The sequence below is a fragment of the Streptomyces sp. NPDC029292 genome, assembly GCF_055569295.1.
In genome coordinates this window covers 103,856-118,941 of record NZ_JBVHXR010000015.1, presented here as the reverse complement: position 1 = coordinate 118,941, position 15,086 = coordinate 103,856, and the positions used below count along the sequence as shown (strand labels likewise).

Sequence of the window (15,086 nt, the reverse complement as noted above, 5' to 3'; positions counted from 1 at the left end):
CGTGCCTGCGCTGAGGGATCACCGCCTGGTAAGACCCCGGGGAACGGGAACCGCGGGCACCGGCTTGACCGCGTCGTCCGGCATGTCCCGCTCCCGCTCCGGCTCGGTGGCCGCACGCCGAGCCGGCCGTTCGCACCGGTCCTCCGCCCAGGACTCGGCGGGCCACAGTCCTCCGCTCTCCGGTGCCGGAGCCGCGAAGGAAGCCCACAGCACCTCGCCGACGTCGCGACGGTCGGGAACCGGGTGGCCCTTCGCCCGCCACTCCGTGACGAGCTGAGCGTAGATCGGCGGATAGCTCCGGTAGCCGTCGGTCAGCTCGGCGTAGGGGCGGTTGGTGCACATGTGTGTCGGCACGCGTCGTAGCGCTGTGTGAGTGCTGTCCATGTCGGGGCAACGTCCGTGTGCACGCCGGCGGTACGCGCTCGTACCGCGGCCCACCGAAGTGAGTGAGCGCACCCCCCGTTCGGAGCAACGCGGGATCCGCCTCCTACGCGGCCTCGTAGGAGTGTGCCTGGCCCCCACGCCACTTCACCCAGGCCGGGTCATCGAGGAGGTCCTCGGCATCCGGCAGGCCTGCCCGGCCCAGGAACTCGAGCAGGTCCTCGTCCGAGAACGCGACGCCGAGGCTTTCTCCGCGCGCGGTCACCCGCCGACCGCCGGTGCCCAGCGGTGGATGCACGACCATAGGAGCCCGTCCGGACATGTCTCCAGCATCGTCCTGAGCGCGGCAACCCGCATCCGGACGAGAAACCCCGCGGCCAGGGCTGCATCGCCTCCCCGACGAGTGAGTATTCATTCACCGGTCAGGCGCGGCGGCGGTTCGCGATGTGGCCGTACCGGATCTGGCTGAACCGCCCCCTGGATTCCCCCTGGGCTCCCGTCGAATGAGTGACGTCCTCGCCGCGGAGAACACCGGAGAACAAGAGATGGCTGTCGCCGGCCGAACGATGGGCAGATGAGCGCCGAGGCGGGATGCTGAGGGAGTTTCACCGGGCTTGTGAACTCGGCGTGTTCCCTCGGAGAGGCGGAAGCCCATGAGTGCCTCCGACGCACCGCATCCCGTACCGGCGGGCCGGCAGGAACCCGACGACGCTTCGTACCCGGGCGGGCTGGGCCTCGTCGCCCGCACCGCGTGGCAGCGGGAGGTGGCCATGGGAGTGGTCACGCTGGCGCTCTGGATCGGCTTCGGCTGGCTGATCCACGGATTCATGGTGACGGCGGCGGCGATCTCGGCCGAGGATCTCCCGACCCGTGGCCGGCAGACGGTCGTCGGAATCCTCACCCTCCTGGGCGGGATCGTGCTGATCGTGTCGCCCTTCCGCTCGGTCGCCGCGCTCACCGGCACCTTCCTCGCCGACGACACCGGCCGCCGTCCGGTGCACGGGGCGCAGCCTAAGTCCCAGACGGACCCGCACTGGCAGAACCTGCCGCTGTTCTACGAGTACTTCCACGGGGACAACGGCGCGGGCATCGGCGCGAGCCACCAGACGGGCTGGACCGGCCTGGCCGCCGTCACCGCGACCCTGTTCCACCTCGTCGAGCCCGGACAGTGGCCCACGCGCGGCCGTGACGGCCTGCGACTGTCCACGAACCAGGAGAAGCCGTTGTCCTGAACGAGGTCTAGAGTGAGAAGAAAGTGGTTCAACTTGGGACCAAGTTGGTCTGTTCTTCCGTACCTGAGGAGCCCCTATGGACTCGGTGGACCTGGCAGCGATCGAGGCGGAGCGTCAGCGGATCCGGGACGCGTATCTGACCCAGGAGCGACCCGCGAGTTCCGCACGCGGTGTGCACCATGTGGCGCTGCTCTCCTCGGACGTCGAGCGGACCGTACGGTTCTATCAGGACGTCCTGGGGTTTCCCCTCACGGAAATGATCGAGAACCGCGACTACAAGGGCTCGACCCACTTCTTCTTCGATCTCGGCAACGGCAACATGCTTGCCTTCTTCGACTTCCCCGGCCTCGACCTCGGCCCGTACACCGAGGTACTTGGCGGGCTGCACCACCTGGCCATCTCGGTCGACTCCGCCACCTGGCGGCTGCTGCGCGAACGTCTGACCGCCGCCGGAATCGAGTACCAGGAGGAGAGCGGAACGTCGCTCTACTTCCGCGACCCCGACGGCGCACGCGTCGAGCTGCTCGCCGAACCGCTCGGGGAGATGTACGGCATGTCGGTGCGCTGACGGCGCGGTCGCCGCTCGGCGCGGACCGAAGCGCGAAGCCCGGGTGACGCCCGCGGTCCTCTCAGCGCAGTGTCTCGGCCCAGTTCGCGGGAACGCGTCCGGCGGGTCCGGGCGTGGGCTGGTCGGCCGGATGGCTCAGCGGGGGAGCGAGGTCGGGACCCGACTCGTACAACTCGGACGTGTCGTAGTTCCAGAACCAGCTCTCGCCCGGTTCGAAGCTGCGGATGAAGGGATGCCCGGTGCTCTGCGCGTGGGCGGTGGCGTGCTTGGCCGGTGAGTCGTCGCAACAGCCGATGTGACCGCACTGGGCGCAGCGCCGCAGATGGAACCACCAGCCGCCGGCGGCGTCGCATTCGGTGCAGCCGGTGCCGCTCGGAGGAACGGCGGGGTCGATTCCGGTCGTCGTGGTCATGACGGCTCCTCGGTGGTGTCCGTGGCGGTCAGCGGAAGACGTACCTGGAAGCGGGTGTCGCCGGGCACGGACTGCACCTGGAGGCTCCCGTGGTGCTTGTTGACGACGATCCGCCAGGAGATGTCCAGGCCGAGTCCGGTGCCCTCGCCGACCGGTTTGGTGGTGAAGAAGGGGTCGAAGATGCGGTCGCGGATCTCCGCGGGCACCCCGGCTCCGGTGTCCCGGAACTCGACGAGCAACTGGTCCCCGTCGAGCACGCTGCGCACCGTCAGCGTTCCCTCACCGCCCATCGCCGAGACGGCGTTGTCGATGAGGTTGGTCCACACCTGGTTCAACTCGCCCGGATAGGCGGGGATCCTCGGCAGCGTACGGTCGTACTCCTTGACGACCTTGATGCCGGAGCCCATCTTCCCGGAGAGCATCATCAGTGTGCTGTCCAGCAGTTCGTGCACATCGGCGACCTGGTAGGGCGCCCGGTCGAGCTGCGAGTACTGCTTGGCCGCGTCCACGAGGTGCGAGATACGGCTTGTGGAGTCCTCGATCTCGTTCATGAGGAGTTCGGTCTCCACGGTGTAGTTCAGCCACCGGATCGCGCCTTCGAGTGTCTGCTCGTCCACGGCTGCCGCGACCTGGTCCAGCCAGTCGGTGTCCAGGCCCGCCTGCACGAACGTCGGCGCGAGCTGCCAGCCGCCCGCGATGTCGTGGTCGTCGAGCCAGTCGGCGAGGGCGTCCTCCCGGTCGGAAGCTTCGAGCGGGCTGAGCGGCGTGGCCTTGGCGACCTGTTCGGCGGTGCGCTCCTGGATCTCGACGAGCGACGCCAGAGTGTCGCGCGCGTACGAGCCCGATGCGATCACACCGAGCTTGTGCCGCATATGGGCCACCCGGTCCCGCAGCGTGGAAGTGGCCCGAACCGCCGCCGCGGCCGGGTTGTTCAGCTCATGAGTCAGTCCGGCGGACAGCGAGCCCAGCGCCAGCAGCCGCTCGCGCTGACCGATGGTCCGCTGGGTGTTCTGACTGCCGAAGAACATCCCCTCCAGCAGATGGACGGCCATGGGGAACCAGTCCCGCAGGATCGCCGCGAACATCTCGGCGGGCAGGATGAAGAACCGCGAGGGCTCGGTGACCCGCATCGAGCCCTTGTAAAACGCCTTGTCCTGTTCGGCCAGATACGCCTGCATGGCGCCCGCATACACCCCGCGCTGGGAGGTGCGGCTGATCTCCACGTCGTCGACGCCGACCCGGCGTGACATCACGACGGTGCCTTCGAGGAGCACGTAGAAGCAGGTGGCCGGATCGCCCTCGGCATAGACGGGCCCGGGGTCGAAATGCTCCACCCGGCCTTCTTGGCACAACCGGTCCAGCTGCTCCGCGCTCAGCTTCTCGAACAGGAACAGCGTCCCGAGCTCCGCCACGCTGCACGGCATCGGCTGCCCGCTCACGACTGCTCCAGATAACGGTGGACGAGCATGACGGCCATGGCTCCCTCTCCGACCGCGGACGCGACGCGCTTCGCGGACTCGGCGCGCGCGTCCCCGGCCACGAACACGCCGGGAATATTGGTCTCCAGGTGGTACGGCGGCCGGTCCAGCTCCCAGTCCGCGGGCGGCTGCCCGTCCACGGTCATGTCGGGCCCGGCCACGATGAATCCACGCGCGTCCCTGAGCACGGTCCCCTCCAGCCAGTCGGTGAGCGGGGCCGCGCCGATGAACACGAACATCCACTGCGCGTCGACGAGTTCGGTGTGCCCGCTCGTCACATCGCGCAGGGTGAGCTGCTCCAGGTGGTCCGAGCCGTGCGCGGCCTCGACGACCGTGCCGGTGCGCACCGAGATGTTGGGCGCCTCGTCGATCTGCTGGATCAGGTAGTGCGACATCGATGCGGACAGCGAGGAGCCGCGTACGAGGATGGTGACGGACTTGGCGCCCCGCGCGAGGAACATGGCGGCCTGCCCGGCCGAGTTCGCCCCGCCCACGATGTACACGTCATGGCCCTGGCATGCGGCTGCCTCGGTCAGCGCCGAACCGTAGAAGACCCCGCACCCCGTCAGACCCTCCACACCGGGCGCCTCCAGCTGCCGGTACGACACCCCGGTCGCCAGGATCACGGAGTGCGCGGCGATCACGGAGCCGTCCGAGAACCGGATGGTGCGCGACGCCCCCGTGACCTCGAGGCCGGTCACCTCGCGCGCGGTCAGGATCTCGGCACCGAACTTCGCCGCCTGGCGCCGTGCCCGGTCGGTGAGCTGCGCCCCGGACACACCGTCGGGGAAGCCGAGATAGTTCTCGATCCGTGAGCTCTGCCCCGCCTGCCCGCCGGTGGCCGACCGCTCCACGAGCACGGTCCGCAACCCCTCGGACGCGCCGTACACAGCGGCTCCGAGCCCGGCGGGACCGCCGCCGATGACGACGAGGTCGTAGAACTCCGCCGTCGGTGTCGTGGCCAGCCCCACATGGGCCGCCAGATCCGGGTCCTCGGGCTCCACCAGCGGCGTACCGTCCGTCGTGATCACGAGGGGCAGCCGCTCCCCGTCCTGACCGGCCGCGGCGAGCAGCCGTTGCCCCTCCGGGGTGTCGGACGAGTACCAGCGGTACGGCACCTGGTTGCGGGCCAGGAACTCGCGCACGTCCGAGGAACGCGCCGACCACCGGTGCCCGACCACCTTGCAGGTCGGCACGGGCCGGAAGTCGCTGGCCCGCCATGCGTCCAGGAGATCGTCCAGGACCGGGTAGAGCTTCTCCTCGGGCGGGTCCCACGGCTTGAGCAGATAGTGGTCCAGATCGATCACGTTGATCGCGTCGATCGCCGCGTTCGTGTCCGCGTACGCGGTCAGCAGCACCCGCCGCGCGCCCGGATAGACGTCGAGCGCCTGCTCCAGGAACTCGATGCCGTTCATCTGCGGCATCCGGTAGTCGGCCAGGATCACCGCCACCTGGTCGCCGCGCAGTTTCAGCTCCCGCAGCGCCTCCAGCGCGGTCTCCCCGGACTCGGCGCGCACGATGCGGTGCGCCTCGCCGTAGCGGCGCCTGAGGTCGCGGGCCACGGCGCGCGAGACCCCGGGATCGTCATCCACGGTCAGAATGACGGTCCGCGCCGGACCGGCGGTCTGTGCCATACGTCTCCCACCCCGAGCAGGTCAGTGTCGTCCCGGCCGGGCGTACGCCGCTGCGCCCGCTGGGCCGGTACAGACATCAATCGTATGTACGATCGGTCACCTTTGCTCTGAAACCGGGGACTCAGGCGGGCGAAGCGGTGGCGTCCGCCCGTGGCGGCAGGGCTTCTCGCACCTTGGGGAGGATGTGCGTGACGTAGTCCTCGACGGCCGTGTCCAGGCCGATGTCGTGCTGGGCGTGCTCGGACAGATACCAGCGGTGTTCGAGGAGCTCGTGGTAGATCTCGGCCGGGTCCATGGAGCCGCGCAGGTCCGGCGGTACGGCCCGTACGGTCGGCCGGAACACGTCCCGTACCCAGCGGTGCGCGAGGACCTCCGGGCGGGCCGCGTGGGGGTGCCCCCTGGTCGAGCGAAGCCGAGAGCTTGGGGGAGGATCGCCGGGCGCGTAGTCGTCCTGGGTGGCCATCCAGCTCTCCAGGTCGTTCAGGAGCCGCCGTGCCTGGTTCTCCTCGGCGTCCAGCCCGGTCAGCCGCAGCAGCTGGCGCTGATGGTGGCCCGCGTCGACGACCTTGGGGACGAAGGTGACGGTGTCCCCGTTGGAGGAGTGGCCTATCTGCATCTCGGCGACGTCGAAACCGAGATCGTTGAGGCGGCGTATGCGGCGGTCGATGTAGTGGTGCTTGCCGGCCGGGTACACGGAGGTACGGGTCAGCTCCTCCCACAGTCCCCGGTAGCGCGCGCAGATCTCCATGCCGAATTCGATCGGGTCGATGGAGGGGTGCAGGGCGCCGGCCGCCTCCAGGTCCAGCAGCTCCCCGCTGATGTTGACGCGGGCGAGATCGAGGTCGTACTCGCGCTGCCCACTGCTCAGTTGAGGGTGCAGGTCCCCGGTCTCGGCGTCCACCAGATAGGCCGCGTACGCCCCGGCATCCCGCCGGAACAGCGTGTTCGACAGCGAGCAGTCGCCCCAGGCGAACCCCGCCAGATGCAGCCGCACCAGCAGCACCGCGAGCGCGTCCATCAGCCGGTGCATGGTGGCCGGCCGCATCGTCGTCTCGAACATCGAGCGGTACGGCATCGAGCCGCCCAGATGCCGCGTGATCAGGACCGGCTCCAGCGGCGCGCCCTCCTGGTCGGTGCGCCCCGTGACCACGGCGAGCGGATCCACCGCGGGGATACCGAGCCGGTCCAGGCTGCGCAGCAGCTCGTACTCGCGCAGCGCGGGCCGCTCGGCGAGTTCCTTGACGGCCACGACCTCGTCCCCGGCGCGCGCGTAGCGCACCACATGCCGTGAGATGCCGCGCGGCAGCGGGACCAGGTAGTGCTCGGGCCACTCCTCCAGGGGCAGCTGCCAGGGCAGTTCGAGCAGGAGCGCGGGATGCTCCGGATTGGTGGCACTGATCTGCAAAGCCATCGACGGGCTGCCCTCACCTCAGGTTCGAACGGTGTCCGGCTCAAGCATCTACGAATGATCCTGCAGGTGGAAGACGGATCGGGCGTTGGCCGACAGGAACAGCTCGGTGGTCTCGTCGTCCAGGCGCAGGCCGGCGAGGTGTTCCAGCGCCTGAGTCGGCGTGATCATGGGGTAGTTGGTGCCGAAGAGGACCTTGTGCCGGCCCCGGCCGCGCAGGTACGCGACCAGTTCGGGCGGGTAGCGGCGGGCGGTGTACGCGCTGGTGTCGATGTACACGTTGGCATGCTTGTCGGCCACCGCGATCATCTCCGTGGTCCACGGGTACCCGATGTGCCCGCAGACGATGGTCAGTTCGGGGAAGTCCAGCGCCACCTGGTCGATGTACGGGATGGGGCGGCCGGTCTCGGAGGGGCGCAGCGGTCCGGTGTGCCCGACCTGGGTGCAGAAGGGGACGCCGAGCTCGACGCAGGCGGCGTACAGCGGATAGTAGAGCCGGTCGGTGGGCGGCAGCTGCCACAGCCACGGAACGATCCTCAGCGCCACGAAGCCGAGTTCCTGGACGGCCCGCCGCAGCTCCCGCACGGCCGCGACGGGCTTCGTCAGATCCGCGCCCGCGACCCCGCGCAACCGCCCCTCGGACCCGGCCACGAACTCGGCGACCTCGTCGTTGCTGATGAGCGGGCCCTGCGGCCCGTACCAGGCAGCGGACAGGCCGATCTCCACGTCGGCCGCTGCCATCGCGGCGACCGTGGCCTTGACCGGCAGGGGCTCCTCCAGCAGTTCCATGCCCGTCCAGCGGCGCAGTGACGCGAACATCTCGTGGTTGGAGTGACGGAGTGTGGGGTGCTGCATCCACGCGTCGACGACCGGCATGATCCCGTGCCTCCCCTGAGCCAGCTTGGCTAAGCGATTGCTTACCCCGACTTTAAGGGCGATCGGGCTCCAGAGCTACGGCGATACGGCATCGACGAGCGCCGCCAGCGCCGACGCGACACGCAAGAACCCCGGGCCCACGGGGCCACCCGGCTCGGTCATGTACGTGTCCCGCCGGATCTCCACCATCAGGGCGCTGACCTGCGAGTCCTTGCCATAGAACCGCAAGGGCACATACGCGCCCGAGAACGGGCTGTCGATCCCCACACCCCCCAGGCCCGCGAAGGCCTTCTCGGCGAGGGTGACCAGCTCCGGCGGGGTGTGAAAGGGGTCGGTGCCCAGGCAGATCGGCGGCCGGGGCCCGTCGCCGTGCAGCTCGTACGGCAGGCGGGCCGTCGGATACGAGTGGACGTCGACGACCACGGCCCGTCCGGTGACGGCCAGCCGGTCGGCCACCGCCGCCGTCATCGCCCGCGCGTAGGGATGGAAGTAACGGTCGATCAGCGGCTGCGGGTCGACGTCCGCGGACCGGAGCGCCGTTCGATGCGTGGTCCGCGTGTAGACCGCGCCCATCCCGACGGCCAGCATCTCCTCCCGTTCGTCCGGGAAGCGTTCGGGGTCGATCACCAGCCGGGACAGCCGGTTGACGAACCGCCACGGTCCGACTCCGGCCGCCTCGGCCACGGCCGCGGCCAGCTCCGCGGTGTGCGCGTCCGTGATGTGGTCCAACTCGCGCTCCAGCGCCCCGTCGTCGAGCAGGATGCCGTCGCGCACCGGCGCCGGTATCCGCCGCGCGGAGTGCGGGACGTGCAGGATGACGGGCGAGTCGCTTGCGCCGGGGAGGAGCTCGAAGGAATCCGGGGTGTCGGCCATACGAGATTCCTATCCCAGCCCGGCGGGCCTTTGGGCACGATGGGGGGCGTGTCCTCGGGCACGACGGGGGTTTGCCCGGGGACCTCCTCTCAGCCACCACCGCCGTGGCGTGCATAGTGCTCGATCAGAGCCGCTCGCGTCGTTTCGAGCCGGTGGGCCAGGATGGCGCCGATCGTCCGGGTCAGGGACAGCTCCAGCGTCGGATCCTGGTCGCAGAGGGTCCGTACCTGCGCGGCGTCGAACTCGTAGGCGCGTACGGGGCTGAAGGCCTCGGCGCCGAAATCCCACGTGTGGGGCGGAAACAGCCATGACCAGCCGAGCAGATCGCCCGGGCCCAGTTGCGCGACGGAGATACGTCTGTCCGCGATGACCTTCTGGTACAGGGAGACCGTTCCGGAGCGGACCACCCAGAAGCGGTCCGCGGTTCCCCCTGCCTCGAAGATCTTTCCGTCCGCGGGGAAGGAGACCTCGCGGGCCACACTCATCAGTCGTTCGCGATGGTCGGGGGAGAGGGCGGGCAGAAGCCGGAGAGCAGTGGACATCGCGGACCTCCATCGCGCCGCCGCGGAAAAGCGACTCGTTCCGCGGATGTCGTGCCGGTCGTATCCCGTCACTCTCTATTGGAGCCGGTTCTACGGGATCCGGCGCGTCGGGCAAGAATCCGTCGGAAGGGGCCCAGGAACCGCGCGCCCACCATGCTGCCGCGACGATGGGGCCTTCGCTACCCTGCGGGACGGTGGGTGCCGGCCAAGCCCTTCCGCCGCCCTCGCTACGCTCGTCCACGGCGCACTGGCGATCGTCCTGAACCCGCGGGGCTGTAGATGTTCATCGCGTGCGCGATCACGTCCCGGCGGATGACGTGCAACAGCTCCTCCACCTCCGCCCCCTCATCTGGCAGGGGCCCCGCGAACAACGCCAGCAGGTCGGCCGGGATCGCCGCCCAAGGACACCGGGCCGTCTTCGAGCGACCGTACGCAGGCGGCGACCAGCTCCGTCATCGTGGCGCCCACCCGCGCTCGCCCTCGCCCACCGCAGACAGGGTGTCGACCGCGTGACGCACCTCGGCGATCGGCGGCAGACAACGACTGTGGGACTCATGGCAGTTGGTGTGCAACCAGGGAGCGGGCCCGATCGTCATTGGCATGAGGGTGAGGGGGAGCGGATGGGTGTGGTGCGGATCCTGCTGCCCCTGCCGCGTGCGCTGGCCCGGGTCAGCCCGCGGGTGGGTGGGCCGTTGCTCGGCGCCGCGCTGCTGCGGTGCCTCACACCCGGGTGGGTGTGGATGCGGCCACAGCCGCCGGCGCGACGGCTCGCATGGAGCGCGGAGGCCGTCGCCGCGTACCGCGTCCTTCTCGTAGGTGAGCACCCTCGTCGACGTGACCGGGACGGCTTGGCCCGCGCCCTTGCCCTGTACGCCAACGCCCTGCTCCTGGCCGGCCGTTATCAGGATGCGCTGATGGCCGCCGACGAGTCCCTGACGGTCCCTGGCGCCCGAACGTCCAGGGCACAGGCTGCCTGTGCCCTGCACACCCGAGCTCAGACGCTGACCGAGGCCGGCCGGCTCGAGGAGGCTTTGGAGGCGGCCCGGGAATGCGTGGCGGCGTACCGGCATGCCGTGCCCCGGCGCCGGGACAGGTCGCTGGGGACCCTTGCCGGCGCCCTGCGCACCTGCGCGTTGGTGCTGGGCGGCCTCGGTCGTACGGAGGAGTCCGTCGCTGTCTACGAGGAGTGCGCCGGGCTGCTTCGGGACATGTCGTTCAGACAGCAGCAGCGCGTGCTGCTGGTGAAGCCCCGCGTGCTGATCGAGCTGACCGGCGGACTGCGCGCACTCGGTCGGTACGGTGAGGCCGTCGAGGTCGGAGCCGAGGCCCGGGAAGCGACAGACGAGTTCCCCGCGTGGATCTACCCGGAGATCATGCTGCCACTGCGTGCCCGGCTCCTGACCGACCTGGCCCGGTGCCAGGAAGTGACCGGTGACCTTCCCCGGGCGCGCGAGACCGCGGAGCAAGCCGTCGGCGTGAGCCGCACGCTGGCCGAGCGGGATGCGGCCATCGGCGAACCGTGGCTGGTCGAGGCCCTGGAGTGCCTGGCCCACCACCTGGGCCAGTTGAAGAAGACCGGCGAGGAGCGGTCGGCGCTGCGGGAGTTGGCCGATCTGTGCACCCGGCTCACCGGAAGCAGCCCCGAGGTCTACGAACCGTGACTCGCCCAGGCCCTGGACGACTTGGCTTTCTGCTACGAGGCGGAAGGCGCCGACCGTGAGGCCGTCGAGGCGGGCGAACGGAGCGTGGCCGCGTATCGCGGCGCCGCCGAGCGCAGTCCCCAGACCTACGAACCGGAACTGGCCCGGGCGCTGGCCAATCTCACCATTCGGTACTACGGCACGGGCAGCCCGGACGCAGCCGTGGCCTGCGGACGCGAGGCCCTGGCCATCACCCGTCGGCTGGCCGAGTCCGACTGGGACACCTACCAGGCTCTGACCCCCCGCCGCCTGCGGGTCCTCGCCCGCGCACTGCGACACGCGGGGGACGAGGCGGGGGCACTGGTCTGCTACGAGGAGGCGGAGACGATCCTGCGGGAGCTGATGGAGGGCACCGACCCCGAGCGGTACGAGACCGGGCTCGCCATCACCCTCTCCGCCCTCGCCACCACCCTCCGCACCGCCGCCAAGGCCCACCTCACCGGTGACCGCGTCGATGAGGCGGTCACCGCCCTGCGCAGTCTGCTGGCCCTGACCCGGCGCACCGACCAGACCGACGTCCATGCCGCCTGCCTCACCGCCTTCGCCGTGGCCCGCGCGCAGGCTCCGGATGAGGTCAGGTCGGCCTGGCAGCGGGTCACCGCGGACCCGTACCCGTCGTTCGTCTACCGGATTCCCGCGGCGCACAAGGCCTCCGCTACGAACTGAGGGTCGGCGGAGTGGCCTTCGAACCGGCGGTCAGCGCGGTGGGCACGGGCCACGTCAGCACCGCCAGTGCCCCGGCGGTCAGCAGTGCGCCGATCAGGAACGTTCCGCGCACCCCCACGGCGGACAGCAGGGCGCCTCCGGTCAGCGCACCTGCCGCCACCCCCGCGTTGAAGGCGGCCGAATTCGCCGCCAGGGCCAACTCGGTGCGCCCGGGCGCGACATGGAGCACCTGGCTCTGCGTGGCCATGAAGACGGGTCCCACGGAAGCGCCGAGCAGCACCAGCATGGCGACGGTCACCGTCTGGCTGCCACCGCCCGCGTACAGGCCGAGCAGGGCCACCGCCTGGGCCGCCACGGGGACGGTCAGTGTTCCGCGCGGGAAGCGGTCGAGGAGCGGCCCGGCCGCGGTGACGCCCGCGATCCCCGCCACCCCGAACACCATCAGCAGCGCGCTCACCGAGCCCTCCGAGAACCCGCTCACCTCGTCGAGGAAGGCGACCACGTACGTGAATCCCGCGAAGGCTCCGGTCACCGACAGGGCGGTGGTGGCCAGCACCACGGCGAACCGGCGGGCGTCGGGAGCGGCCCCGTACGCGGCATGCCCCTCCTCCGGACGTGAGGTCGGCAGCAGGACGGCGATCGCGACGAGCGATACGAGACCGATCGCGCCCAGGGCCAGAAACGGCGCCCGCCAGCCGCTGTGCCCGCCCAGCCAGGTACCGGCCGGAACGCCGAGCACCGTGGCGAGGGAACCCCCGACCGACAGCAGCCCGATGACCCGGCCGCGCCGCTCGGGCGGGAACAGTCCCACCGCGACCGGACCCATCACCGCCCAGAACAGCGCCTGGGCCAGCGCGGTCGCCACGCGTGCCCCGAGCAGGAGCCCGTAGGAGAGGGCACCCAGTGCCGAGACCCAGCTGGCCAGCACGAGCAGCGCCAGCAGGCCCGACAGCACATGACGGCGCGGGATCGACCGGGTCAGGTGCGCGAGGGGCAGCGAGACGACGGCCACGGTCAGGCCGTAGCCGGTGACCAGCAGCCCGACGGACGCCAGCGACACACGCAGGTCGTCCGAGATGAGGGAGAGCAGCCCGACCGGCAGATTCTCCGTGGTGTTGAAGGTGAAGGCGGCCAGCATGAGCGCCGCGACGACGGCGGCTCTGCGCCAGGCGGTGAGACGTTCGCTGCCCATCAACGAGCCTTTCTGCGATGGGTTGTTGAGAGTGGCCGGTTGCGGCCAGGGGCAAGCGTGCGGGGCGCTCGCACGGCCTTCTACTCTTTCGGCTGGAGCCGAATCACTCGTGGACGGCTCATCGAGGCTCACCGGAGGCCGTTTTGCCGCTGACCCTGCGCCTGGGCACCGATGACCTGACCCGGTGCCGGTTCGCCGTGTCCCCGCTCTGTCAGACGCACGAGGCACTGCGCATGCTGCGGCGGCCGGCCCGGCACGCCTTCCACCGGGACTGGCTGCGGCGCGTACGCGACACCGTGGCGGGCCTGGACCTGTCGGAGCTGTGGCTGTTCATCCCCCGCGCGGGCGGCTACACGCCGGACTTCCTGGGACCACCGCCCCGGACGCCGAACGCCCCCTTCGAGGAGGAACTGGCGCGGATGCGGGCCACCGACCCGGCCATGGCCCGTGCGGAGCTGGCGCGTTCGCTCGCGTGCACGCCGGGCGTCACTGAATCGCCTTACGGGCGCGCTGCGTTGGACGATCCCGCGGCCACCGTGCGGCGGCTGGCCGAGCTGACCGAGCGGGCCTGGCACACGCTGCTCGCACCGGACTGGCCGCGCCACCAGGCCCTCCTGGAGGCCGATATCGCCCACCGCTCACGGCAGTTGGCGGACGGCGGACTGGAAGCGCTCTTCGGCGACCTGCACCCCGGAATCGGCTGGGCGGACGACACGCTCACCCTGCGCATGTACGCCGACCACAAGGAGGCGCAGGGCGCCGACGGCCGGGGCATCCTGCTGATGCCCAGCGTCTTCGTCCGGCCGGACGTGGTGAGCGGCTTCGCCCGGCCCTGGCAGCCGACGGTGATCTATCCGGCGCGGAGCATGGGCGCCCCTCCGCACACCGCCGGCACCGAAGCGCCCGGAGCCCTGGCCCGACTGCTGGGCCGGCACAGGGCCGCCATCCTCGCGGGCCTCGACACCCCTGTCTCGACGACGGCCTTGGCCGACCGCCTCGGCCTGGCCCCCTCGTCCGTATCGGCCCACCTGGCGGTGCTGCGCGAGGCGGGACTGCTGGTGTCGCACAGGCGGGGCCACCACGTCCTCTACGAGCGCACGGCGCTGGGGAACGCGCTGGCGGCCGGGGCCTGAACTACACGGCGTCCTTCAACGTCACCGTGAAGTGCGCCCCGTCGGGATCGCTCAGGACCGCCTCCGTCGAGCCGACCCCCTGCTGATGGGCGGTGCCCCCGTGGGCCCGCGCGGCCCGGGCACAGGCCTCCACGTCGGCGACCTTGAAGTGGATCTGCCAGTGCGGCCTGATCGTGGGATCGGGCGCTGCTTCCACCGCGCCCGAGTGGATCCGGGCCACGATGTCGCCCTGGCTGCGCAGCACGACCTCGTTCTCCTCGTAGTGGACCTCGCAGCATCCGGGGGTCGGGGACGCCCAGCCCAGGACCTCTCCGTAGAACATGGCGGCGTCGAAGGCGTCGCGGGTGTGCAGTCGTAGGAAGGCCGGTGCCGCGCGGCGCCACTCCTCCCAGCCGGCCACGAGCTCGCCCTCCCAGATACCGAAGACCGCCCCGTCCCGGTCGGCCAGCAGCGCCGCCCGCCCCGGCGGCAGCGAGATCGGCCCCACCGCGGTCGTACCGCCGCGTTCCTGGCTTCGGGACACGGTCTCGTCCGCGCTGGACACGGCGAAGTAGGGGGTCCACGCGACGGCCGTCTTCGCCACGAAGTCCACTTCCGAGACTCCCGCGACGGGGACCCCGTCCACGCGCGCGACCCGGTACTGGTCGCCCATTTTGGTGTCCGCGTGCCATTTCCAGCCCAGCACCGCGTGGTAGAAGTCCTGCGCGGACCGCAGATCGCGCGTGGTCAGGCTGACCCAGCAGGGCGCGCCGAACACCGAGTGACTGGTGACGACCGCACTGTGGAGTGTTCCGTCGCTCTTCATCGCCGCACCGTCCTGAGCTCACTGGCCGGCAGCGGTCGGGGGCGGCCGCCGGGGAATGTCCCCAGCCTGCGGCACGCCTCCGGAATCCGCTCAGCCGTCGATGGCCTCCCGTCCTGGAAGGCCTCCGACGGCATCAGTAGCACCTGCGGATCCGCTGTCCCATCAGCTCCAGCATCCCCCGCCGCG

Annotated in this window: 16 protein-coding genes; 5 read left to right on the top strand and 11 right to left on the bottom strand. The window is 70.6% G+C overall.

Features of this window, described 5'->3' with window-relative positions:
- Positions 1–18: 18 nt before the first annotated feature.
- Entirely contained in the window at positions 19–384 is a 366-nt protein-coding gene (locus tag ACZ4WS_RS29710) for a hypothetical protein (protein ID WP_467985212.1), read from the bottom strand.
- 103 nt (positions 385–487) lie between these two features.
- The gene (locus ACZ4WS_RS29705) at positions 488–703 is read right to left on the bottom strand and encodes a hypothetical protein (protein WP_467985210.1); all 216 of its coding nucleotides are present in this window, start codon (positions 701–703) and stop codon (positions 488–490) included.
- A gap of 331 nt (positions 704–1,034) precedes the next feature.
- Between ACZ4WS_RS29705 and ACZ4WS_RS29700 the strand changes: the two genes are divergently transcribed.
- Complete coding sequence (locus tag ACZ4WS_RS29700) at positions 1,035–1,613, top strand: hypothetical protein (protein ID WP_467985208.1); 579 nt, start codon at positions 1,035–1,037, stop codon at positions 1,611–1,613.
- Between the two features lie 76 nt (positions 1,614–1,689).
- A complete protein-coding gene (locus tag ACZ4WS_RS29695; RefSeq protein ID WP_467985206.1) occupies positions 1,690–2,181 on the top strand; it encodes a VOC family protein in 492 nt (163 codons plus the stop codon).
- Positions 2,182–2,242: 61 nt separating this feature from the next.
- On the opposite strand, the gene ACZ4WS_RS29690 is transcribed toward ACZ4WS_RS29695, so the two are convergent.
- The 7 genes from ACZ4WS_RS29690 to ACZ4WS_RS29660 form a co-directional block, all read right to left on the bottom strand.
- On the bottom strand, positions 2,243–2,593 hold the full coding sequence (locus ACZ4WS_RS29690; protein ID WP_467985204.1) for a UBP-type zinc finger domain-containing protein: 351 nt from the start codon (positions 2,591–2,593) through the stop codon (positions 2,243–2,245).
- Complete coding sequence (locus ACZ4WS_RS29685) at positions 2,590–4,032, bottom strand: ATP-binding protein (RefSeq protein ID WP_467985202.1); 1,443 nt, start codon at positions 4,030–4,032, stop codon at positions 2,590–2,592. Before ACZ4WS_RS29685 ends, ACZ4WS_RS29690 begins: the two co-directional genes overlap by 4 nt.
- Positions 4,029–5,705: an NAD(P)/FAD-dependent oxidoreductase gene (locus ACZ4WS_RS29680; protein ID WP_467985200.1), complete on the bottom strand. Its 1,677-nt coding sequence runs from the start codon at positions 5,703–5,705 to the stop codon at positions 4,029–4,031. Before ACZ4WS_RS29680 ends, ACZ4WS_RS29685 begins: the two co-directional genes overlap by 4 nt.
- 121 nt (positions 5,706–5,826) lie before the next feature.
- Positions 5,827–7,116, bottom strand: a complete 1,290-nt coding sequence (locus tag ACZ4WS_RS29675) for a DUF4032 domain-containing protein (protein ID WP_467985197.1) — start codon at positions 7,114–7,116, stop codon at positions 5,827–5,829.
- A gap of 48 nt (positions 7,117–7,164) precedes the next feature.
- Positions 7,165–7,989, bottom strand: coding sequence for an amidohydrolase family protein (locus ACZ4WS_RS29670; RefSeq protein WP_467985195.1), 825 nt, complete (start codon positions 7,987–7,989; stop codon positions 7,165–7,167).
- Between the two features lie 75 nt (positions 7,990–8,064).
- Complete coding sequence (locus ACZ4WS_RS29665; RefSeq protein WP_467985193.1) at positions 8,065–8,862, bottom strand: N-formylglutamate amidohydrolase; 798 nt, start codon at positions 8,860–8,862, stop codon at positions 8,065–8,067.
- Positions 8,863–8,951: 89 nt separating this feature from the next.
- Complete coding sequence (locus tag ACZ4WS_RS29660) at positions 8,952–9,404, bottom strand: cyclic nucleotide-binding domain-containing protein (protein WP_467985191.1); 453 nt, start codon at positions 9,402–9,404, stop codon at positions 8,952–8,954.
- Positions 9,405–10,024: 620 nt separating this feature from the next.
- Between ACZ4WS_RS29660 and ACZ4WS_RS29655 the strand changes: the two genes are divergently transcribed.
- Both ACZ4WS_RS29655 and ACZ4WS_RS29650 read left to right on the top strand, forming a co-directional pair.
- On the top strand, positions 10,025–11,065 hold the full coding sequence (locus tag ACZ4WS_RS29655; RefSeq protein ID WP_467985189.1) for a hypothetical protein: 1,041 nt from the start codon (positions 10,025–10,027) through the stop codon (positions 11,063–11,065).
- Between the two features lie 21 nt (positions 11,066–11,086).
- Positions 11,087–11,770 carry a hypothetical protein gene (locus tag ACZ4WS_RS29650; protein WP_467985187.1) on the top strand — a complete coding sequence of 228 codons (684 nt, stop codon included), beginning with the start codon at positions 11,087–11,089 and terminating at the stop codon, positions 11,768–11,770.
- Here ACZ4WS_RS29650 and ACZ4WS_RS29645 read toward each other — a convergent pair.
- On the bottom strand, positions 11,760–12,962 hold the full coding sequence (locus ACZ4WS_RS29645; RefSeq protein WP_467985185.1) for an MFS transporter: 1,203 nt from the start codon (positions 12,960–12,962) through the stop codon (positions 11,760–11,762). The two genes, ACZ4WS_RS29650 and ACZ4WS_RS29645, sit on opposite strands and share 11 nt — an antisense overlap.
- Before the next feature lie 143 nt (positions 12,963–13,105).
- On the opposite strand from ACZ4WS_RS29645, the gene ACZ4WS_RS29640 reads away from it, so the two are divergent.
- Complete coding sequence (locus ACZ4WS_RS29640; protein ID WP_467985184.1) at positions 13,106–14,095, top strand: ArsR/SmtB family transcription factor; 990 nt, start codon at positions 13,106–13,108, stop codon at positions 14,093–14,095.
- Between the two features lies 1 nt (position 14,096).
- On the opposite strand, the gene ACZ4WS_RS29635 is transcribed toward ACZ4WS_RS29640, so the two are convergent.
- Complete coding sequence (locus ACZ4WS_RS29635; protein ID WP_467985183.1) at positions 14,097–14,900, bottom strand: VOC family protein; 804 nt, start codon at positions 14,898–14,900, stop codon at positions 14,097–14,099.
- Positions 14,901–15,086: the final 186 nt, after the last annotated feature.